At 71.2% G+C, this 16,462-nt stretch carries 14 protein-coding genes and 15 tRNA genes; 7 read left to right on the top strand and 22 right to left on the bottom strand.

Annotated elements, in window-relative coordinates; genetic code table 11:
- Positions 1-228 precede the first annotated feature (228 nt).
- The 4 genes from Aut01nite_RS14245 to Aut01nite_RS14230 all read left to right on the top strand — a co-directional run bounded on the left by Aut01nite_RS14245 (position 229) and on the right by Aut01nite_RS14230 (position 4,601).
- The gene (locus Aut01nite_RS14245) at positions 229-708 is read left to right on the top strand and encodes a hypothetical protein (RefSeq protein WP_052163779.1); all 480 of its coding nucleotides are present in this window, start codon (positions 229-231) and stop codon (positions 706-708) included.
- 223 nt (positions 709-931) lie between these two features.
- A complete protein-coding gene (locus Aut01nite_RS14240; protein WP_043525530.1) occupies positions 932-2,101 on the top strand; it encodes an AAA family ATPase in 1,170 nt (389 codons plus the stop codon).
- 47 nt (positions 2,102-2,148) lie between these two features.
- A complete protein-coding gene (locus Aut01nite_RS14235; RefSeq protein WP_043525531.1) occupies positions 2,149-3,387 on the top strand; it encodes a vWA domain-containing protein in 1,239 nt (412 codons plus the stop codon).
- Between the two features lie 398 nt (positions 3,388-3,785).
- Positions 3,786-4,601 (top strand): alpha/beta fold hydrolase, encoded by an 816-nt coding sequence (locus Aut01nite_RS14230; RefSeq protein WP_043525532.1) that lies wholly within the window; start codon positions 3,786-3,788, stop codon positions 4,599-4,601.
- A 65-nt stretch (positions 4,602-4,666) separates the two neighbouring features.
- Here Aut01nite_RS14230 and Aut01nite_RS14225 read toward each other — a convergent pair whose 3' ends face one another.
- Together Aut01nite_RS14225 and Aut01nite_RS14220 are read right to left on the bottom strand one after the other, a co-directional pair.
- Positions 4,667-6,241, bottom strand: coding sequence for a DHA2 family efflux MFS transporter permease subunit (locus Aut01nite_RS14225; RefSeq protein ID WP_043525533.1), 1,575 nt, complete (start codon positions 6,239-6,241; stop codon positions 4,667-4,669).
- 58 nt (positions 6,242-6,299) lie between these two features.
- The gene (locus tag Aut01nite_RS14220; protein ID WP_052163780.1) at positions 6,300-6,899 is read right to left on the bottom strand and encodes a CPBP family intramembrane glutamic endopeptidase; all 600 of its coding nucleotides are present in this window, start codon (positions 6,897-6,899) and stop codon (positions 6,300-6,302) included.
- A gap of 246 nt (positions 6,900-7,145) precedes the next feature.
- On the opposite strand from Aut01nite_RS14220, the gene Aut01nite_RS14215 reads away from it, so the two are divergent.
- On the top strand, positions 7,146-9,047 hold the full coding sequence (locus Aut01nite_RS14215; RefSeq protein ID WP_043525534.1) for an elongation factor G: 1,902 nt from the start codon (positions 7,146-7,148) through the stop codon (positions 9,045-9,047).
- 222 nt (positions 9,048-9,269) lie between these two features.
- Here Aut01nite_RS14215 and Aut01nite_RS14210 read toward each other — a convergent pair whose 3' ends face one another.
- From Aut01nite_RS14210 to Aut01nite_RS14135, 16 genes are all read right to left on the bottom strand, one after another.
- On the bottom strand, positions 9,270-9,914 hold the full coding sequence (locus Aut01nite_RS14210) for a dihydrofolate reductase family protein (RefSeq protein ID WP_236642722.1): 645 nt from the start codon (positions 9,912-9,914) through the stop codon (positions 9,270-9,272).
- Positions 9,915-10,031: 117 nt separating this feature from the next.
- Positions 10,032-10,118, bottom strand: a tRNA-Ser gene (locus tag Aut01nite_RS14205).
- A 12-nt stretch (positions 10,119-10,130) separates the two neighbouring features.
- A tRNA-Val gene (locus Aut01nite_RS14200) sits at positions 10,131-10,203 on the bottom strand.
- Positions 10,204-10,282, bottom strand: a tRNA-Met gene (locus Aut01nite_RS14195).
- 2 nt (positions 10,283-10,284) lie between these two features.
- Positions 10,285-10,357 (bottom strand) — tRNA-Lys (locus Aut01nite_RS14190).
- Positions 10,358-10,368: 11 nt separating this feature from the next.
- Positions 10,369-10,443, bottom strand: a tRNA-Pro gene (locus Aut01nite_RS14185).
- A 19-nt stretch (positions 10,444-10,462) separates the two neighbouring features.
- Positions 10,463-10,535: transfer RNA gene (locus Aut01nite_RS14180), tRNA-Met, on the bottom strand.
- A gap of 5 nt (positions 10,536-10,540) precedes the next feature.
- Positions 10,541-10,630: transfer RNA gene (locus tag Aut01nite_RS14175), tRNA-Ser, on the bottom strand.
- Between the two features lie 4 nt (positions 10,631-10,634).
- Positions 10,635-10,707 (bottom strand) — tRNA-Ala (locus Aut01nite_RS14170).
- A 5-nt stretch (positions 10,708-10,712) separates the two neighbouring features.
- Positions 10,713-10,786: transfer RNA gene (locus Aut01nite_RS14165), tRNA-Leu, on the bottom strand.
- 12 nt (positions 10,787-10,798) lie between these two features.
- Positions 10,799-10,873, bottom strand: a tRNA-Leu gene (locus tag Aut01nite_RS14160).
- Between the two features lie 7 nt (positions 10,874-10,880).
- Positions 10,881-10,952, bottom strand: a tRNA-Gln gene (locus Aut01nite_RS14155).
- 5 nt (positions 10,953-10,957) lie between these two features.
- Positions 10,958-11,030, bottom strand: a tRNA-Gly gene (locus Aut01nite_RS14150).
- Positions 11,031-11,034: 4 nt separating this feature from the next.
- Positions 11,035-11,107, bottom strand: a tRNA-Arg gene (locus tag Aut01nite_RS14145).
- A gap of 5 nt (positions 11,108-11,112) precedes the next feature.
- Positions 11,113-11,185 (bottom strand) — tRNA-Ala (locus Aut01nite_RS14140).
- Positions 11,186-11,257: 72 nt separating this feature from the next.
- Positions 11,258-11,330 (bottom strand) — tRNA-Trp (locus tag Aut01nite_RS14135).
- Positions 11,331-11,585: 255 nt separating this feature from the next.
- Between Aut01nite_RS14135 and Aut01nite_RS14130 the strand changes: the two genes are divergently transcribed.
- Positions 11,586-11,948, top strand: coding sequence for a DUF2784 domain-containing protein (locus Aut01nite_RS14130; RefSeq protein WP_043525536.1), 363 nt, complete (start codon positions 11,586-11,588; stop codon positions 11,946-11,948).
- Here the strand turns inward: Aut01nite_RS14130 and Aut01nite_RS14125 are convergent.
- A complete protein-coding gene (locus Aut01nite_RS14125) occupies positions 11,935-12,291 on the bottom strand; it encodes a hypothetical protein (protein ID WP_052163781.1) in 357 nt (118 codons plus the stop codon). The two genes, Aut01nite_RS14130 and Aut01nite_RS14125, sit on opposite strands and share 14 nt — an antisense overlap.
- On the opposite strand from Aut01nite_RS14125, the gene Aut01nite_RS14120 reads away from it, so the two are divergent.
- Complete coding sequence (locus tag Aut01nite_RS14120) at positions 12,268-12,792, top strand: class I SAM-dependent methyltransferase (RefSeq protein ID WP_083999059.1); 525 nt, start codon at positions 12,268-12,270, stop codon at positions 12,790-12,792. The two genes, Aut01nite_RS14125 and Aut01nite_RS14120, sit on opposite strands and share 24 nt — an antisense overlap.
- On the opposite strand, the gene Aut01nite_RS14115 is transcribed toward Aut01nite_RS14120, so the two are convergent.
- Genes Aut01nite_RS14115 through Aut01nite_RS14105 form a run of 3 tightly spaced genes read right to left on the bottom strand, consistent with a single transcriptional unit; the run spans position 12,773 to position 16,436 of the window.
- Positions 12,773-14,182 carry a glucose-6-phosphate dehydrogenase gene (locus Aut01nite_RS14115; protein WP_043525537.1) on the bottom strand — a complete coding sequence of 470 codons (1,410 nt, stop codon included), beginning with the start codon at positions 14,180-14,182 and terminating at the stop codon, positions 12,773-12,775. The genes Aut01nite_RS14120 and Aut01nite_RS14115 overlap by 20 nt on opposite strands.
- Complete coding sequence (locus tag Aut01nite_RS14110) at positions 14,179-14,874, bottom strand: response regulator (RefSeq protein WP_043525539.1); 696 nt, start codon at positions 14,872-14,874, stop codon at positions 14,179-14,181. The genes Aut01nite_RS14115 and Aut01nite_RS14110 overlap by 4 nt, the downstream gene beginning before the upstream one ends.
- Positions 14,871-16,436: a sensor histidine kinase gene (locus tag Aut01nite_RS14105; protein WP_236642723.1), complete on the bottom strand. Its 1,566-nt coding sequence runs from the start codon at positions 16,434-16,436 to the stop codon at positions 14,871-14,873. Before Aut01nite_RS14105 ends, Aut01nite_RS14110 begins: the two co-directional genes overlap by 4 nt.
- Positions 16,437-16,462 lie beyond the last annotated feature (26 nt).

Below are 16,462 nucleotides of genomic sequence, written 5' to 3'. Positions count from 1 at the left end.
CCACAGGATCCGCCGGCGGTTCGAGGGCAGCCACCGCGTCTACCAGCCCGCTCCCGCCAAGATCGTGAGACACCGAACTATTCGATGCCGAACTACTCGGCAGCGAACTGTTCGGGGACGAACTGTTCGGCGGCACACCATCGGCATCGGGACCGTCCGTCGGCCGAGCATCAGAGTGCTGACGATCGGTCGGATGACGATCGGGGTCCGGACCGTCCGGAAACGGCGGTGACCGAGGCGATCGGCGGCGATGTGCTGTGGGTCGTCGAGTGCTGCGGCGCGACGCATCGGGTGGGGCGGGTCGGCGGGGTTCTCGTGCCGCTCGATCATGACGAGGCCGAGCTCTCGCGGGAGTCGCTGTTGACGGCCCTCGGCGGTCCACCCCTCCCCTGCCTCCGGGCGATCGAGGCCGCCGTCCGGAACCCGGCCAACCTCGACGAGATCCGTGCCCGCCTGGACCACGGTGACGACGAGGGCGCGGCCGCGCTGGTCACCGAACTGCTCGGTCCGGACGCCGAACCCGAGGGCGCTCTGGGCGAGCTTTTCACGGAGGCCACGGAGGGCCGGATCGGGCACGGCCTCTACCGCGCCGGCCTGGCTGACCCGGCTCCGGTGTGGGCGACCGGCCCGATCGGACCGCGGATGGACCGGGCGGGCCGCCGCGGTCGCCGTCACCGGCTCCCGAAGCGAACCGTCACCCCACGCTGACCAGCACGACAAGCCCTTCACACCGCCCCGAACGAAGGCGACTCGAAAACCCGCGAGGCCGCAGGCAGCTGAAGCCGGCACACCCAGACCAGCCGAAACCGCCACACCCGGACGAGCCGAAACCGGCGCACCCAGACGGGCGGAAGCCCGGTGCGCGTACGGCGTACCTCCCAGGAAATCGGCCGCGCAGCGGCCCTGACGAATCCCAAGGTGATCGAATCTGATGCTGAACGTCTCCGACGACCTTCTCGCTCTGCTCGCCGCGACCGGCACCGAACCGCGACCGGACAGCCAGCTCGAAGCGCTCGCCCTCGCCGTCGCCGCGGATCTGCCGGTGCTGTTGTGGGGTGAGCCGGGTATCGGCAAGACCGCCACTCTCACTCAGCTCGCCGACGGTCTCGATCTGCCGCTGACCACGGTGATCGCCAGCGTTCACGAGCCGTCCGACTTCGCCGGGCTGCCGGTGGTCGGGGACGATCCGGCGGTGCAGGGTGTGCCGATGGCGCCGCCGGACTGGGCGGTTCGGCTGGTCCGCGCCGGCCGGGGTCTGCTGTTCCTGGACGAGTTGTCGACGGCGCCGCCGGCGGTGCAGGCGGCGCTGCTGCGGGTGGTGCTGGAACGCCGGGTGGGTACGTTGCGGCTGCCGTCGGGGGTACGGATCGTGGCCGCCGCGAATCCCCGGTCGTCGGCGGCGGACGGGTGGGAGTTGAGCCCGCCGCTGGCCAACCGGTTCGTGCATGTGCAGTGGTCGTACGAGCATGAGGTGGTGGTCCGCGGCTTGGGCGGGGTCTGGCCGCGGGCGACGATGCCGCGGCTCGACCCGGATCTGCTGCCGTCGTCGGTGGCGTGGGCGCGGCGGGCGGTGTGCGGTTTCCTGGAGGCGCGGCCGACGTTGGTGCACCGGCTGCCGGACAGTGAGGCGCGCCGGGGTGGGCCGTGGCCGTCGCCGCGCAGCTGGGACATGACGTTGCGGCTGGTGGCGTTCGCGACGGCGGCGGGCGCGTCGCGGGAGGTGCTGTCGATGCTGGTGCGGGGCACGGTCGGGGACGGGCCGGGTCTGGAGCTGCTGGCGTTCATGGATCGTCTGGACCTGCCGGACCCGGAGGCGCTGCTGGCCGATCCGTCGTCGTCGGTGCTGCCGGAACGCGGCGATCTGCGCCAGGCGACTCTCGACGGTGTCGTGGAGGCGGTCCGCAAACGGCCGGAGCGGTCGCGGTGGGAGGCGGCGTGGGCGGTTCTGGTGCGGGCGCTGGAGACCGGCGCCCCGGACGTGGTCGTGGTTCCGGCTTCGACGCTGGCGGCGCTGCGCCGCGACGACTGGCCGGTCCCGCCCGGCATCGACCGCATCGCCCCGATCGTCGACCTGCGGCGCCGCGTGGGCGCGGCACGATGACCACATCACGGACCCGACCCGGGACGGCGGCGCCGGAGGGGCGCGATGTGAAGGGGGTTCGGGCGGAGTTCACGGCGGAGGAGACCGAGCGGTTGTACGCGGCCCGGCTGCTCGCCGTCGAGGCGCGGCCCTATCTGGCGACGGCGTTGTTCGCGCTGAAGCCGATCCTGTCGTGGCGGGTGCCGACGATGGCCGTCGACCGGTACTGGCGGTGCTACGTCTCCCCCTCCTTCGTCGCCGCCACGCCGGTGGACGAGCTCGCCGGCGTCTGGGTGCACGAGGTCTCCCACCTGCTGCGCGACCATCACGGCCGCGGGGAGCGGATGGCCACCGCGAAGGACCTGACCGGGCCGGGCGACCGGTTGCGGATGAACATCGCCGCCGATTTCGAGATCAACGACGATGTGTACGGCAACGGCCTGCCCCGTCCGTCCGGCGCGATCCTGCCGTCGATGCTCGGGTTGGCGGCCGGCGACTTGATGGAGGAGTACCTTCAGAAGATCTCGCTGGGCCCGTACTGCCGGGATCTGACCTGGCTGGACTGCGGCGGCGGCGCCGACGGGCTGGACCGGCCGTGGGAGCTCGGCCCGGACGGCGCGGACGGCTTGACCGAGCAGGAACGTGCCCTGGTCCGCTACCGGGTGGCGCAGGGCATCACCGGTGCTCCGGGCAGTTCCCCGGCGGGCTGGCAGCGCTGGGCGGAGAAGGTGGTCCACCCGCCGCAGCCGTGGCGTGAGCTGCTCGGCAACGCGGTCCGGTCGGCCGCGTCAGCGCCGGGTGTCGGGGAGGACTACGTCTACAGCCGGCCGTCGCGGCGGTCGTCGAGTGTGCCCGGGGTGGTGCTGCCGAGCCTGCGCCGCCGCCCGCCGCGGGTGAGTGTCGTCATCGACACGTCGGGTTCGGTGAGCGACACCGAACTGGGCAGCGCCCTCCTGGAGGTCGCCGCGATGGCGCGGGCCGTCGGTGGCCGTCGGGACCTGGTGCGGGTGCTGTCCTGCGACGCGGCCGCGCACGTCAGCGGCCCGATCTGCGAGTCGGAGGGTCTCGCGCTGCTCGGTGGTGGCGGCACCGACCTGCGTGCGGGTTTCGCGACGGCCCTGGCCGGCCGCCCGTCCCCGGACGTCATCGTGGTCCTGACCGACGGTCAGACCCCGTGGCCGGATCGCCGCCCACCGTGCCGGACGGTGGTCGGCCTGTTCCCCCGCGAGTCCTTCGTGAACGAGGACGATCCCGACTACGAGCCGGATCTCCCACCTTCGTGGGCCCGTGTGGTGACCATCGGCTGACTCACGGCCACCGGGGCTGTGACGATCGGCTGGCCCACGGCTGCCGCCCGGATGAGCGGAACGACGGCGGCCGTGAGCGGGGCTGCCTCATCGGGCCCGGGCCGATCGCACAGACGTCTGCCTCGCGTCCGGATCCGGAAGGTCCATGCCTCGGCGCGATAGCCGTCGGGAAGGGCGCTGCACCGTCGGCTCCCGGCCACCGTCGCATTCACTTCCTTATCATTGCAACGCAAGTCGGGAGGCGTTGCATTAGATTCAGATCCAATGCAACGTTTACTAGCCATTGAGCAGTAAAAACTCCCTCAACTCGCGATGAGCATGTTGCCGTAGTCGTGAATGCAACGTAGCTTTTCTCTTGTCGGAAACAAGAGCAGGCCGAACGGGATCAGGTGGAAGCCATGACGAAGAACAGCAACCCGCTGACGGGATCGGCGTGGTCCGGGATGGTGCCGGTCGAAGACACGGCGCTGGCCGTCACCGACACGGGTGGCACCGGCGTCCCCGTGGTCTACCTCAACGGACAGTTCGCCACCCAGGGGTACTGGCGGCGGGTCATAGCCGAGCTGGGAACCGGTTGGCGGCACATCACCTACGACGAGCGGGCCCGGGGCAGATCGGAGCGCTCGGCGGACTACTCCTTCGAAGCCGCGGTCCGGGACGTCGACGCGGTCCTGTCGGCTCGGGGCGTGGACCGCGCCCTGCTGGTGGGCTGGTCCTACGGAGCGGTGGTCGCCGCACACTGGGCCCACCGGCACCCGGACCGCACCATCGGGGCGATCATGGTCGACGGCGCCTTTCCGTCCGACTGGCTCGACGAGGCCATGGAGCAGCGGATCCGGAAGCTGTTCCGGCGCATGAGCTGGTTCCTGCCGCTCCTGCGTCCGACCGGCCTGGCCCCGCGGATGACCGCCGGGCAGCAGGCCGACAGCAACATCGAGCTGGGCAGGCTTTCCCGGGAGAGCGAGCTGGGACCCGTGCTCGACGCCGTCACGGTCCCCACCCGGTACGTGGTGGCGTCGGGGACGTCCCTCGGGAGCCGCGGTGACGAGCAGGAACGGATCCGGGCCGCCCTTGACACGCTGCCCGTCCGCAACCCGAACATCCGTATCCATGCGAAGGTCGCCAGCAACCACGGCGCGCTTCTGAAGAAGGACTTCCCGGTCATCGCCGAGGCCGTCCGCGAGGTCGCCGCCCTCGACCTCAGCCGGCGCTGACGACCCCACCGGTGCGTCCCCGGGAGCCCGCTCGGCTCCCGGGGACGCACCGGTGAAGGACGGGCTCAGTGCATGATGACCGGTGTGGCGGCCTTCTCCTCGTCGTTCAGGTGGGCCACCTCGCGCTTGCGGGGCAGGAACAGCGCCGGGATCAGGGTCAGTGCCGTGAGCACGAACCCGACCATGAACGTGGTGGCGAACGCGTCGGCCGCGAAGTCCAGCCCGCGTTCGAGCAGGCCGGGATCCGGGAAGTTCGCCACCGCCTCGGGTTTCATCTGGCCGAGGGTGGCCAGGTCGGCCTCGGTGAGCGGCTCCTTGGTCTCCGGGTTGGTGACGCCGGGGACCATCGGCGACTTGTTCAGCTGGGCGGTCAGGATCACCGAGAAGATCGCGCCGCCGATGGAGCCGGCGATCTGCTGCAGGATGTTCAGCAGGGTGGAGCCGCGGGCCACCTCGTGGTTGGTGAGGGTCCGCAACGCCGACGTCATGATCGGCATCATGGTGCCGCCCATGCCGAGGCCCATCACGAACAGCGAGCCGCACAGCAGGACATAGGACGTGTCGGTGCCGACCTGGGTGAACGTGAAGAACCCGGCCGCGATCAGGATCAGCGCGAACGGCACGGTCCGCCCGACCGGCACCTTGTCGGCGAGCATGCCCGCGATCGGCATGGTGACCATCGCGCCGATGCCCTGCGGTGCCATGAGCAGACCGGCGTTGAGCGTCGTCTCACCGTGGATCTGCAGGAAGTAGCTGGGGAAGAGCAGACCGGCGCCCATGAACGCGACGGTGAAGACGGCGAGCGTGATCGACGCGACCGTCAGGTTGCGGTTGCGCAGCAGGCGCAGGTCGAGCAGCGGATGCCGGGGCTTGAACGAGTAGAAGACGAACCCGATCACCAGCAGCGCGCCGATCAGCATGGGGATCCACACCCGATCGGCGGTGACGGTCTCCTCCTCGGGCAGCGACGAGACGCCGAAGAGGAAGAGCGCGAGGCCGGGTGACAGCATCAGCATGCCGATGAAGTCGAAGGACTCGGACGGCTCGGGCCGGTCCTTCGGCAGGACGACCTGGGCGTAGATCAGCGCGGCGGCGCCGATCGGCAGGTTGATCAGGAAGATCCAGGGCCAGCTGTACGAGTCGATCAGCCAGCCGCCCAGGATCGGGCCGCTGATCGGGCCGAGCAGCATCGGGATGCCGAGGACGGCCATCAGTCGGCCGATCCGCTCCGGGCCGGCCGCCCGGGTCATGATGGTCATGCCGACCGGCATGAGCATGCCGCCGCCGAGACCCTGCAGCACGCGATAGGCCACCAGCTGGTCGATGCCGTCAGCCGTCGCGCACAGCCCGGAGCCGAGGGTGAACAACAGCAGCGCGGTCATGTAGAGCCGTTTGGTGCCGAAGCGGTCGGCGGCCCAGCCGCTGAGCGGGATGACCGTGGCCAGGGCCAGGGTGTAGGCCGTCATCGTCCAGGCGACCTCGGCGTAGGTGGCGCCGAACTCCTCCATGAACGTCGGGATGGCGACGCTGACCACGGTCACGTCGAGGATTGACATGATGGCGCCGAGGACGACTACCCCGGCGATCTTGAGAACGGCGCCGTCCAGCTTCGCCGGCGCCGCCACAGGTTGAGAGCTCACAGTTTCTCCACAGGTTGGGCGGCATTCCGGAGCGTAGCGATGGGGTCCGACACGTTTCTCAGCATTTACCGGCGCCGCCGGAATCACCGGGCCGCGATCGGCGCAACCCTGCCGAGGCGAGTATTCCCAGGCCGTTAGCGGTCCAGTGGAGCACGAACGGGGCGAGGAGACCCCCGCCGAGGTGTCGGAGAACGCTGAGAAGCACCCCCGCGAGGGTGGTGAACGCCACTTCCCCACGGTCGGGAAGATGCCAGAGACCGAAGAGCACCGCCGTGCTCGCGGTGGCCCAGCCCGGCCCGTGATCAGCGGCGATCAGCGTCCACAGCACGCCCCGGAAGGCCACCTCCTCGAAGATCACGGTGGACAGCGGGACACCGAGGAACGCGTTGCGGACCGGTGCCGGATAGTGCCGGGCGGCCAGCGCGTGACGGCCGGCCGGGACGAGCAGGACGACCCCGTATCCGGCGGCGACGGCCAGGGCCGCGCCCACGGCGTACCCCGGGCCGGAAAGGGTGAGACCCGCCTCCGCGGGAGTCAGCCCGGAGACCGTGACCAGCAGAATCGCCGCCAGCGGCCCGGTGAAGGGCTGGGCCCGCACCGGGCCGCGGTGGTTCCACACCCGGACCACCGCCATCAGCAGGATGACGACGATCAGCATCGGCTCAGGTTATTCGGTCGACGCGGGTTGCGGCTCTCTCGTACGGTGGCCGCACCACCGCGACGAGAGAGGAGACACGGCCATGCGCTACCGCACCGCCGTCGTCATCCCCGTGTCGCGTTTCGAGCTGATCCTCGTGTCTGGTGTGCCCAGCCCCGGCTGCGCCACCGGGGCTGGTCGCCGCCCGTAAGACGGGTCTCCAGGGCGCAGTCCGTCGTCAGATCAGACTTGAAAGAGCCCTCAGTCATGCATGTCCGAAACATCGGCATCCTCGCGCACGTCGACGCCGGCAAGACCACTCTCACCGAGCGGATCCTGTTCGCCACCGGCACCACCTACAAGACCGGCGAGGTGCACGACGGCACCACCGTCACCGACTTCGACCCCCAGGAGCGGGATCGTGGCATCACCATCTTCGCCGCGGCGGTCAGCTGCGACTGGTCCGGCCACCGGCTCAACCTGATCGACACGCCCGGTCACGTCGACTTCTCCGACGAGGTCGAACGGTCGCTGCGGGTGCTCGACGGCGCGGTCGCCGTGTTCGACGGTGTCGCGGGCGTCGAGCCGCAGAGCGAGACGGTGTGGCGGACCGCCGACCGGTACCGGGTGCCGCGCATCGCCTTCGTCAACAAGCTCGACCGTCCCGGCGCCGACCTCGGCGCGGCGGTCGCCTCGATCCGCGACCGGCTCGAGGTGACACCGCTGGTGGTGCAGGTGCCGATCGGCCGCGAGGGCGACTTCGCGGGTGTCGTCGACCTGGTCGGCATGCGGGTCCTCACCTGGCCGGACGGTGTCCTTCAGGCCGGCCCGGCGGGCGGCGAGTTCGCGGAGCACCGGCGCCGGCTGGAGGAGGCGGTCGCCGAACTGCACGCCGGCGCGCTGGACGAGCTGGACGACATGTCGGACGCGACGCTCCGGTCGGCGCTGCGGGACCTCACCCGCTCCCGGGAGGCGGTCGTCGTGCTGTGCGGATCCGCGTACCGGGACAAGGGTGTCGAACCGCTGCTCGACGCCGTCGTCGACTACCTGCCCGCCCCGTCCGGCGATTCCGCCGCCGACCCGGTCGCGCTCGTCTTCAAACGGCGGGACCGGCTCTCCTACCTGCGCGTCTACGAAGGAACGATCACGAAGGGGGACACCGTGTGGGACGCGGGCGCCGGCCGTACCGAAAGAATCGCCCGCATCCTGCGGGTCCACGCCGACAAGCACACCGACATCGACCGGGCGGTGGCCGGCGACATCGTCGCCGTCGCCGGGCTGAAGGCCGCCCGCACCGGCGCCACCCTCTCCACCCGGCGGCATCCGGTGGTGCTGGAGGCCGCACGGGTCGCCGAGCCGCTGGTGTCGGTGGCGGTGGAGGCGCGCACCCGGGCCGACGCCCAGCGCCTGCCCGGCGCGCTCGCCGCGCTCGCGTCGGAAGACCCGTCCCTGAGCGTGCGCCTGGACGCCGAAACCGGTCAGGTCCTGCTGTCCGGGCTGGGCGAACTGCATCTGGAGGTGGCCGTGGAGAAACTGCGGCAGACGACCGGCCTGCACCTCACCACCGGCCGCCCGCAGGTCGCGTTGCGGGAGGCGGTGACCGGCGGCGTCACCGGTTTCGTGTACCGGCATGTCAAACAGGACGGTGGCGCGGGCCAGTTCGCGCACGTCGTCCTGGACGTCGAGCCGGTCGGCGGGACGGGTTTCGTGTTCGCGTCGGCGGTGACCGGCGGGCGGGTGCCGGCCGAGTTCGTCCGGGCGGTCGAGGCCGGCTGCCGGGAGGCTCTCGCGGACGGCCCGCTGGGTGGCCACCCGGTCGTCGGGCTGCGGGTCACGCTGACCGACGGTCAGACGCACGTCAAGGACTCGTCCGAGATGGCGTTCCGGGCCGCCGGCCGGTTCGGGCTCCGCGAGGCGCTGCGCGCGTGCACCCTCGCGCTGCTGGAGCCGGTCGCCGAGGTCACGGTCAGCGCGCCGTCCGACGCGCTCGGCGCGGTGCTCGGCGATCTCGCCGCGCGCCGCGCCCAGGTGACCGACTCGACGGTACGCACGGTGACCGCCACGGTGCCTCTGGCCGAGCTGTTCGGGTACGCGACCCGCCTGCGCAGCCGCACCCACGGCCGGGGCACGTTCACCAGCCGCCCGGCCGGTTACCGCCCGGCGGCGTGAACGAAGGGCCGGCCCTCGTCCTGTTCCAGGGCGAGGGCCGGCCTGCGCAGCCACTGCTGCGGCGTCCCCGTACCGCCGGGTATTCGTCGGTGAAGTTCGCCCAGTCCACATCCCGATCATCCTGGAGGCCGGGCGCCCGGCGCACGCGCACCCGGACCGGTTCCCGGCGGGACCGCTCATCCACACCGGAGGACGACTCGCCCTGCAGGTCACCCTGCTCGGCTAACGCAGCACCCGGTAGGTCAGATGAGTGACGTCCCGCCCCTCGATCACCTCCGGGTCACCGAGCCGCACCGGCGTCACCACCAGCGTCTCGAACAGCCTCGTCCCCGCACCCAGCAGAATCGGCACCAGCGACACGATGATCTCGTCGAGCAGGCCCGCATCCAGGTACTGCCGGGTCAGCATGGGCGTCGACACCCCCACCACCCGGTCTCCCGCCACCTTCTGCGCCGCCTCGAGCGCGGAGATGGCATCAGTCCAGAACGTCACGTCCGCGTCGTCACGCGGCCACCCACCCGGCATCCCATGACTCACTACGAACACCGGGCATCCGGCCGGATGCCGTCCACCCCACCCGTCGGTACGGTCGAACAGTCGCCGCCCGCACACCAGCGCGCCCGCATCGTCCAGCAACGGTTTCAGGAACCGGGCGCTCGCCGCGGTCACCTGAAACGTCCGGCGTGGATCGGCAGTCGGCACCTCGACGTCCCCGTTCTGGTACCAGCCGAACAACGCGCTCACACTGTCGTTCTCATCCGCGACGAACCCGTCCAGCGACATGGACAGGGCAGCGACGACCTTGCCCATGGCAGGCCTCCTCAAGCGCATCCCTACCCCGCAGGTTTCCCCTTCGCGGGCGTTCACGCAAGTTCTTCATTCACGCGTTCCTCCAGGTCAGGACTTCGCGCGCAGGCCTTCGAGGCATAGCCTCACGCCGCTTCCCCAGCGGATGACACGCTCGACCGCACTGCTTCGCCGCTGCGGAGGAGGTGGGATTCGAACCCACGGGGCCCCTCGCGGGGCCCACGCCGTTTCCAGCGGCGTCTCCGAAACCAGGCCGGCTCCTCCTTTCTTCGTACGTGCTCCGAGCTGGATTCGCACCAGCGACCTCCGCTACGTCAGAGCGGTGCTCTCCTGACTGAGCTACCAGAGCTGGAAGCAGGGGTGGGATTCGAACCCACGACTTCTGGCTTATGAGACCAGCGAGGACGACCTGACTCCTCCACCCTGCAAGTGCGCCACCGGGGACTCGAACCCCGAACCCACCGGTTAAGAGCCGGTTGCTCTACCTGTTGAGCTAGCAGCGCCTGATCGATCGTCGGGTCGGCGGGATTCGAACCCGCGACATCTCGCTCCCAAAGCGAGCGCGCTGACCAAGCTGCGCCACGACCCGTGGTTGGTGCTGTACCGCGTATCGCCGGGTGGTCTCGAACCACCGTCCTCCACGTTATGAGCGCGGCGCTCTGGCCCCTGAGCTACGGCGACGTGCGCGGAGGACGAGAGATTCGAACTCTCGACAGGAGTAGTACCCCTGCTGCGGATTAGCAATCCGCCGCCTTAGACCACTCGGCCAGCCCTCCATCGTGGACCCGGCCGGACTCGAACCGGCCACCTTCTGTGTGCAAGACAGACGCTCTCCCTGATGAGCTACGAGCCCTTGCGTACCCGGGGAGGGATTCGAACCCCCATCCTTTGCGACCTGAACGCAACGCCTCTGCCAGTTGGGCTACCCGGGCTTGATCACTGCGTGCTCTCGGCGCGACTCGAACGCGCACATGACCGCCCCCTCAAGACGGCGCCTCTGCCAGTTGGGCTACGAGAGCGGGAAAGCTGCGGGCGGAGGATTCGAACCCCCACCTCCGCGTCCAGAGCGCGGCGTGCTGCCGACTGCACCAGCCCGCATCGAGAGTGGTCGCCGGGGTTCGAACCCGGGGTCTCCGCCATGGCGAGGCGGCGCTCTTCCCGTTGAGCTACGACCACATCGTGTCCCCGGAGAGATTCGAACTCCCGGCCGCCGGATCCGTAATCCGGTGCTCTGTCCGCTGAGCTACGGGGACGTGCGTGGACCCGGGCGGGTTCGAACCGCCGGCCTCCGGTCTGCCGAACCGGCGCGCTACCTGCTGCGCTACGAGCCCATTGTCCCGGCCACGGAAAGGGCCGGGAATGATCAAGCTGTCATCCGCTGTGGAATTGTCAAAGAATGGGAGCACGGGCAGCAGGAGTCGAACCCGCATCTACCGGAGTTGGAATCCAGGGCTCTTCCGGTTGAGCTACACCCGCATACAGAAAAGCCGCCCGGTTCCGTTGCGGAAGGGCGGCGCTCGGATCGCTAGCGGATCGCTAGCTGCGCCACCGGGCCGGAAGTCGGCTCAGACCTCGGGCGGGGGAACTCGGCACGGCCTGCCACATGCGCTTGGCGGACATCGTCTCCTCCTCTCCGGATCTGCCGGCCTGTTCGGCCCGGTCGGTGTTGAAGACCAACTTAGGCGCCGTCGCGGCACCCGTCCAACGAATTAATCGAGGAGAATCGGGTTCATGGGTTACCGGGTCCTGGCCGAGGTCACGATGGTCGTGCATTTCCTGTTCATCGCGTTCGTGGTGTTCGGTGGTTTCGTGGCCTGGCGCTGGCCGAAAGCGATCTGGCTGCATCTGCTGGCGGCGGGGTGGGGTCTGTGCATCGTGCTGTTCGATCTGAACTGCCCGTTGACCCATGTGGAGGACTGGGCGCGGGAGCGGGCCGGGCAGTCGGGTCTGGCCCGCGGTTTCATCGACACCTACCTGACCGGGGTGATGTACCCGGAGCGGTATCTGGACGAGGTGCGGCTGCTGATCGCCGTGGTCGTGGCGGTGTCGTACGCCGGGCTGATCCGCCGGCGGGCGCGGATCAGGCGGGGATGACGGCTTCGACGGCGCGGCGGACGTCCTCGGGGGTGGATGGGGTGCCGGTGCGGTCGGCGTAGAGCAGGTGGGTGGTGCCGATGAGGATGGCGCCGAGGGTGGCGGGGCTGGCGCCGGCGGGGATGCGGCCGCGGGCGCGTTCGTCCTCGAGGTAGTCGGCGAGGATCTCGGCGGCCTGGGTGAGGACGGGGACGCCGGCCGGCCAGGTGTCGCGGAGGCGGGCGCGGAGGCTGTCGCGGAAGCCGACGAGCGCGACGATGGCGACCGCGACGGAGGTGAAGACGGCGGTCAGGGCGGTGGCGACGTTGCCGACCCGCGGATGGCCGAGGGCGCCCGGCGGCACGGCTTCCCGGTCGAGGTGGCCCGGTTCGAGGACTGGGAGCCGGGCGACCGCACCTTCGACGCCGTGGTGGCCGGGCAGACCTGGCACTGGGTCGATCCGGTCGCGGGCGCGGCGAAGGCCATGCGGGTGCTGCGGCCGGGCGGGCGGCTGGCCCTGTTCTGGAACACGGTCAAGCCGTCCGCCGAGGCCGCGGCCACCTTCGCGGCGGTCTACCGGCGGGCCGCGCCGAGCCTGCCGTTCGATCCGTGGGCGGGAGCCGACCCCTACCGGACGGTCGTGGAGGCGGCCTCCGCCGGGCTCGACGACCCGGAGGTGTGGCGGTTCGCCTGGGAGCGCGAGTACACCCGGGACGCATGGCTCGACCAGGTGCCGACGGCCGGCGGCCACCACCTGCTGCCACCGGCCGAACTGGCGGCGCTGCTGCGCGGGCTCGCCGAGGTGACCCCGGACCGGTTCGCCATGCCGTACGAGACGGTGGTGGTCACGGCAACCAGAGGCTAGGACCGGCACTGCCCGCGGGGTACTCGCGCAACGGGACCTTCCCGGCCCGCCACGCCTCGGTGACCGGCTCGACGATGCGCCAGCACTGTTCGGCGGTGTCGGCCCGGACGGAGAGGGTCGGGTCGTCGTCGAACACCCCGCGCAGCACCTCCCCGTACGGCGGAAGTTCTCCCGCGCCGAAGTGGGCCTCCAGGCTGACCGGGTCGAGCTCGAACGGATCACCCGGGCCGTTGATGTTGAAGTCGATCGCCAGGTGGTCCGGGCCGAAGCCGATGCGCAGCCGGTCCGGCTGGTCACAGCCGCGCAGTCCGTCCGGCACCCGGGGCGGCCGCTTGAAGGTGATCACGGCTTCCTTGCGGCTGGCGCCGATGGCCTTGCCGGACCGCAGCCGGAACGGCACGCCGGCCCACCGCCAGGTGTCGACGGCGAGGACGAGCTCGGCGAGGGTCTCGGTGCCGCGGGCGGGGTCGACACCCGGTTCGTCGGCGTACGAGGGCAGCCGCCGCCCGTCCAGTTCCCCGCTGGTGTAGCGGGCGCGCAGGCTGCAGGCGGCCGGGTCGTCGCTGAACAACCGGGTGGCCCGCAGCACGTCGGCCTTGCGGTCGCGGAACTCGGCGGCGGCCATGCTGAACGGCGCCTCCATGGCGAGCAGCGCGAGGATCTGCAGCAGGTGGCTCTGGATCATGTCGGCGAGCGCGCCCGCGTGGTCGTAGTATCCGGCGCGGCCCTCCAGGGCGAGGTTCTCGTCGAAGACGATGTCGACGCTCTCGACGTGGTCGGCGTTCAGCACCGGTTCGAAGATCCGGTTGGCGAACCGCAGGCCGAGGATGTTCAGGACCGTCGACTTGCCGAGGAAGTGGTCGACCCGGTGCACCTGCTCCTCCGGGACGAGCCGCCGGATCAGCGCGTTCAGTTCGGTGGCGGCGGCGCTGCCGGTGCCGAACGGCTTCTCCAGCACCAGGCGGGTGCCCTCCGGCAGGTCCACGTCGAGCAGCGCCGCGCAGCAGCGGGCGGAGACCGCGGGCGGCAGCGCGAAGAAGATCGCCACGCTGCCGGTGGCCTCGGCGAGCAGACGGCGCAGGTCGTCCGGGTTTGTGACGTCGGTGCGCAGGTAGCGGGCCCGGTCGGCGACCTCCGCGGTGGCCGGGGCGCTGTCGGTCTCCGGTGTCGCCTCGCCCGAGGACGTGGCGGCGGCCTTCGCGCCGTGGGCGCTGAACGACTCGTGGACGCGGGCCCGCCAGCGCTCGTCGTCCCAGTCGTCGGTGGCGGCGCCGATCAGGGTGAGGCCGGGCGCGTGACCGGCGGTGAGCAGCGCGCCGAGGCCGGGCAGCAGCAGCCGGGCGGTGAGGTCGCCGGTGGCGCCCAGGATGATCAGGGTCTGGTCCGTCATGGACTGCTGGTACCCGTCGGCGCGGGACGGTACTCGACCTCGGGGCGGCCCGGTCCGCCGTACCGGGGGCTGCGTACCACCCGGCCGTTGTCGGCGAGATGTTCCAGGTAGCGGCGGGCGGTGACCCGGGAGGTGCCGGTGCGGGCGGCGACCTCGGTGGCGGACAGCCCGGCCGGCGCGGCGGCGCGCAGGGCGGCGGAGATCAGGTCGAAGGTGGCCGGGTCGAGTCCTTTGGGGAGGGTGTCCGGCGGGGCACCGCGCAGCGTGGCGATCACCCGGTCCACCTCGTGCTGGGCGGCCACCTCGGCGGACTCGGCGAGCTGCCGGCGGTATCGGGCGTACCGTTCGAGCTTGTCGCGGAACGCCGCGAACGTGAACGGTTTCAGCAGGTAGTGGGTGACGCCGAGAGCGACGGCCTGGCGGATCATGGTGATGTCGCGGTTCGAGGTGACGGCCAGGACGTCGGTGCCACTGCCGGCCGCCCGCAACGCCCGGGCGATCTCCAGCCCGTGCCGGTCCGGCAGGTTCAGGTCGAGCAGGACGAGATCGACGGGGTGGGCACGGAGCCGGCTCATCGCCTCCCTCGCGGTCAGCGCGACCCCGGCCACCGCGAAACCGCCGACCCTTTCGGTGTACGCCTTGTGCGCCTCGGCGATCAGCGGCTCGTCGTCGACCACCAGCACGGAGATCATGCGGGCACCGGCATCCGGACCGTCAGGACGGCGCCGCCGCCGGGGGCGTCCTGGACGTCGTAGGTTCCGCCGTACCGCTGCGTGACCTGCCGGACCAGGGCCAGCCCGATGCCGTGCCCGCCGGACTTGGTGGACCAGCCGCGCCGGAAGGCGTCGGCGACCCGGTCCGGTCGCAGGCCCGGACCGTTGTCGGTGACCCGGATCAGCACCTCGCCGTCCTCCTCGCGGACCAGCACGGCGACCCGGCGCGGTGACGGCGTCCCGGCGACCGCCTCGAGGGCGTTGTCGATCAGGTTGCCGACCACGGTGATCAGGTCGCGGCCGGGCAGCAGCGAGCCGCTGAGCCGGGACCGTTCGTCGACGGTCAGCTCCACCCCGCGTTCGCCCGCCTGCGCGGACTTGCCGAGCAGCAGCGCGGCCAGGGCCGGCTCGTCGACGGCGCCGACGACCTGGTCGGTGAGCTGCTGGGCCAGTTCCAGCTCGGCGGTGGCGAGCTGGATCGCCTCGTCGGTACGGCCGAGCTCGACCATGGTGAGCACGGTGTGCAGGCGGTTCGCGGCCTCGTGGGCCTGCGCGCGCAGCGCCTCGGTGAGGCCGCGGACCGAGTCGAGCTCCCCGGTCAGCGCCCGCAGCTCGGTGTGATCGCGCAGGGTCAGCACGGTACCGAGGATCCGTCCGTCGAAGCGGGTCTCCCGGCGGCTGGCGACGAGCACCCGGTCGCCGATCAGCACCGGCTCGTCCACGGTGGGCCGCTGCTCGGCGATCAGGGCGGCCACCTCGGGCGGCAGGTCGGCGGGGCCGTCGCCGGCGCCGAGCAGCCGCCGCGCCTCGTCGTTGATCAGCGCGACCCGGCCGCCGGAGTCGACGACCACGAGACCTTCCCGGACGGCGTGCAGGACGGCGTCGTAGTACTCGTACATCCGGGTCATCTCGGCCGGGCCGAGGCCGTGGGTCTGCCGGCGCAGGCGGCGGCTGAGCAGCCACGATCCGGAGGCGGCCAGCAGCAGGGCGATGCCGGTGGCGGCGCCGACGGCGGGCAGCCGCGTGAGCAGCTCCCGGTTGATCGCGTCGGTGGTGATGCCGACCGAGACGAGGCCGATGACGGCGCCGTCCGGGTCCCGGACCGGGACGACGGTGCGCACCGAGTCGCCGAGGCTGCCCCGGAACTGCTCGACGACCCGGCCGCCGCGCAGCGCCTCGTCGACGGTGCCGGCGAACGGCTGCCCGATCAGCTCAGGGGTGCGGTGGCTGTAACGGGTGCGGTCCGGGGCCATCACGACGATGAAGTCGGTGCCGGTGGCGCGCCGGGTGGCTTCGGCGTACGGCTGGAGCGTGGCCGACGGATCGGCGGTCCGCAGCGCGGCGGCGACCGAGGGCGAATGCGCCATGCTCTCGGCCACCGCGATGACCTCGGCGACCGCGGCGTCCCGAGCATCCCGGTGGGCGAGCAGCACCGCCCCGGTGGTTCCGATCGCCACGAGCAGCGTCACCACCAGCACCTGCAACGCGAAGAGCTGCCGCGCGATACTCCAGCGCCGCGCCAAACCTGGGCCTCGATTCATTTCGAACGGGTGAACACAATGACCGT

The organism is Actinoplanes utahensis (genome assembly GCF_016862455.1).
Taxonomy (GTDB): domain Bacteria; phylum Actinomycetota; class Actinomycetes; order Mycobacteriales; family Micromonosporaceae; genus Actinoplanes; species Actinoplanes utahensis.
The sequence above is the reverse complement of the archived record's forward strand: the minus strand, read 5'-3'. Positions and strand labels throughout refer to the sequence as shown.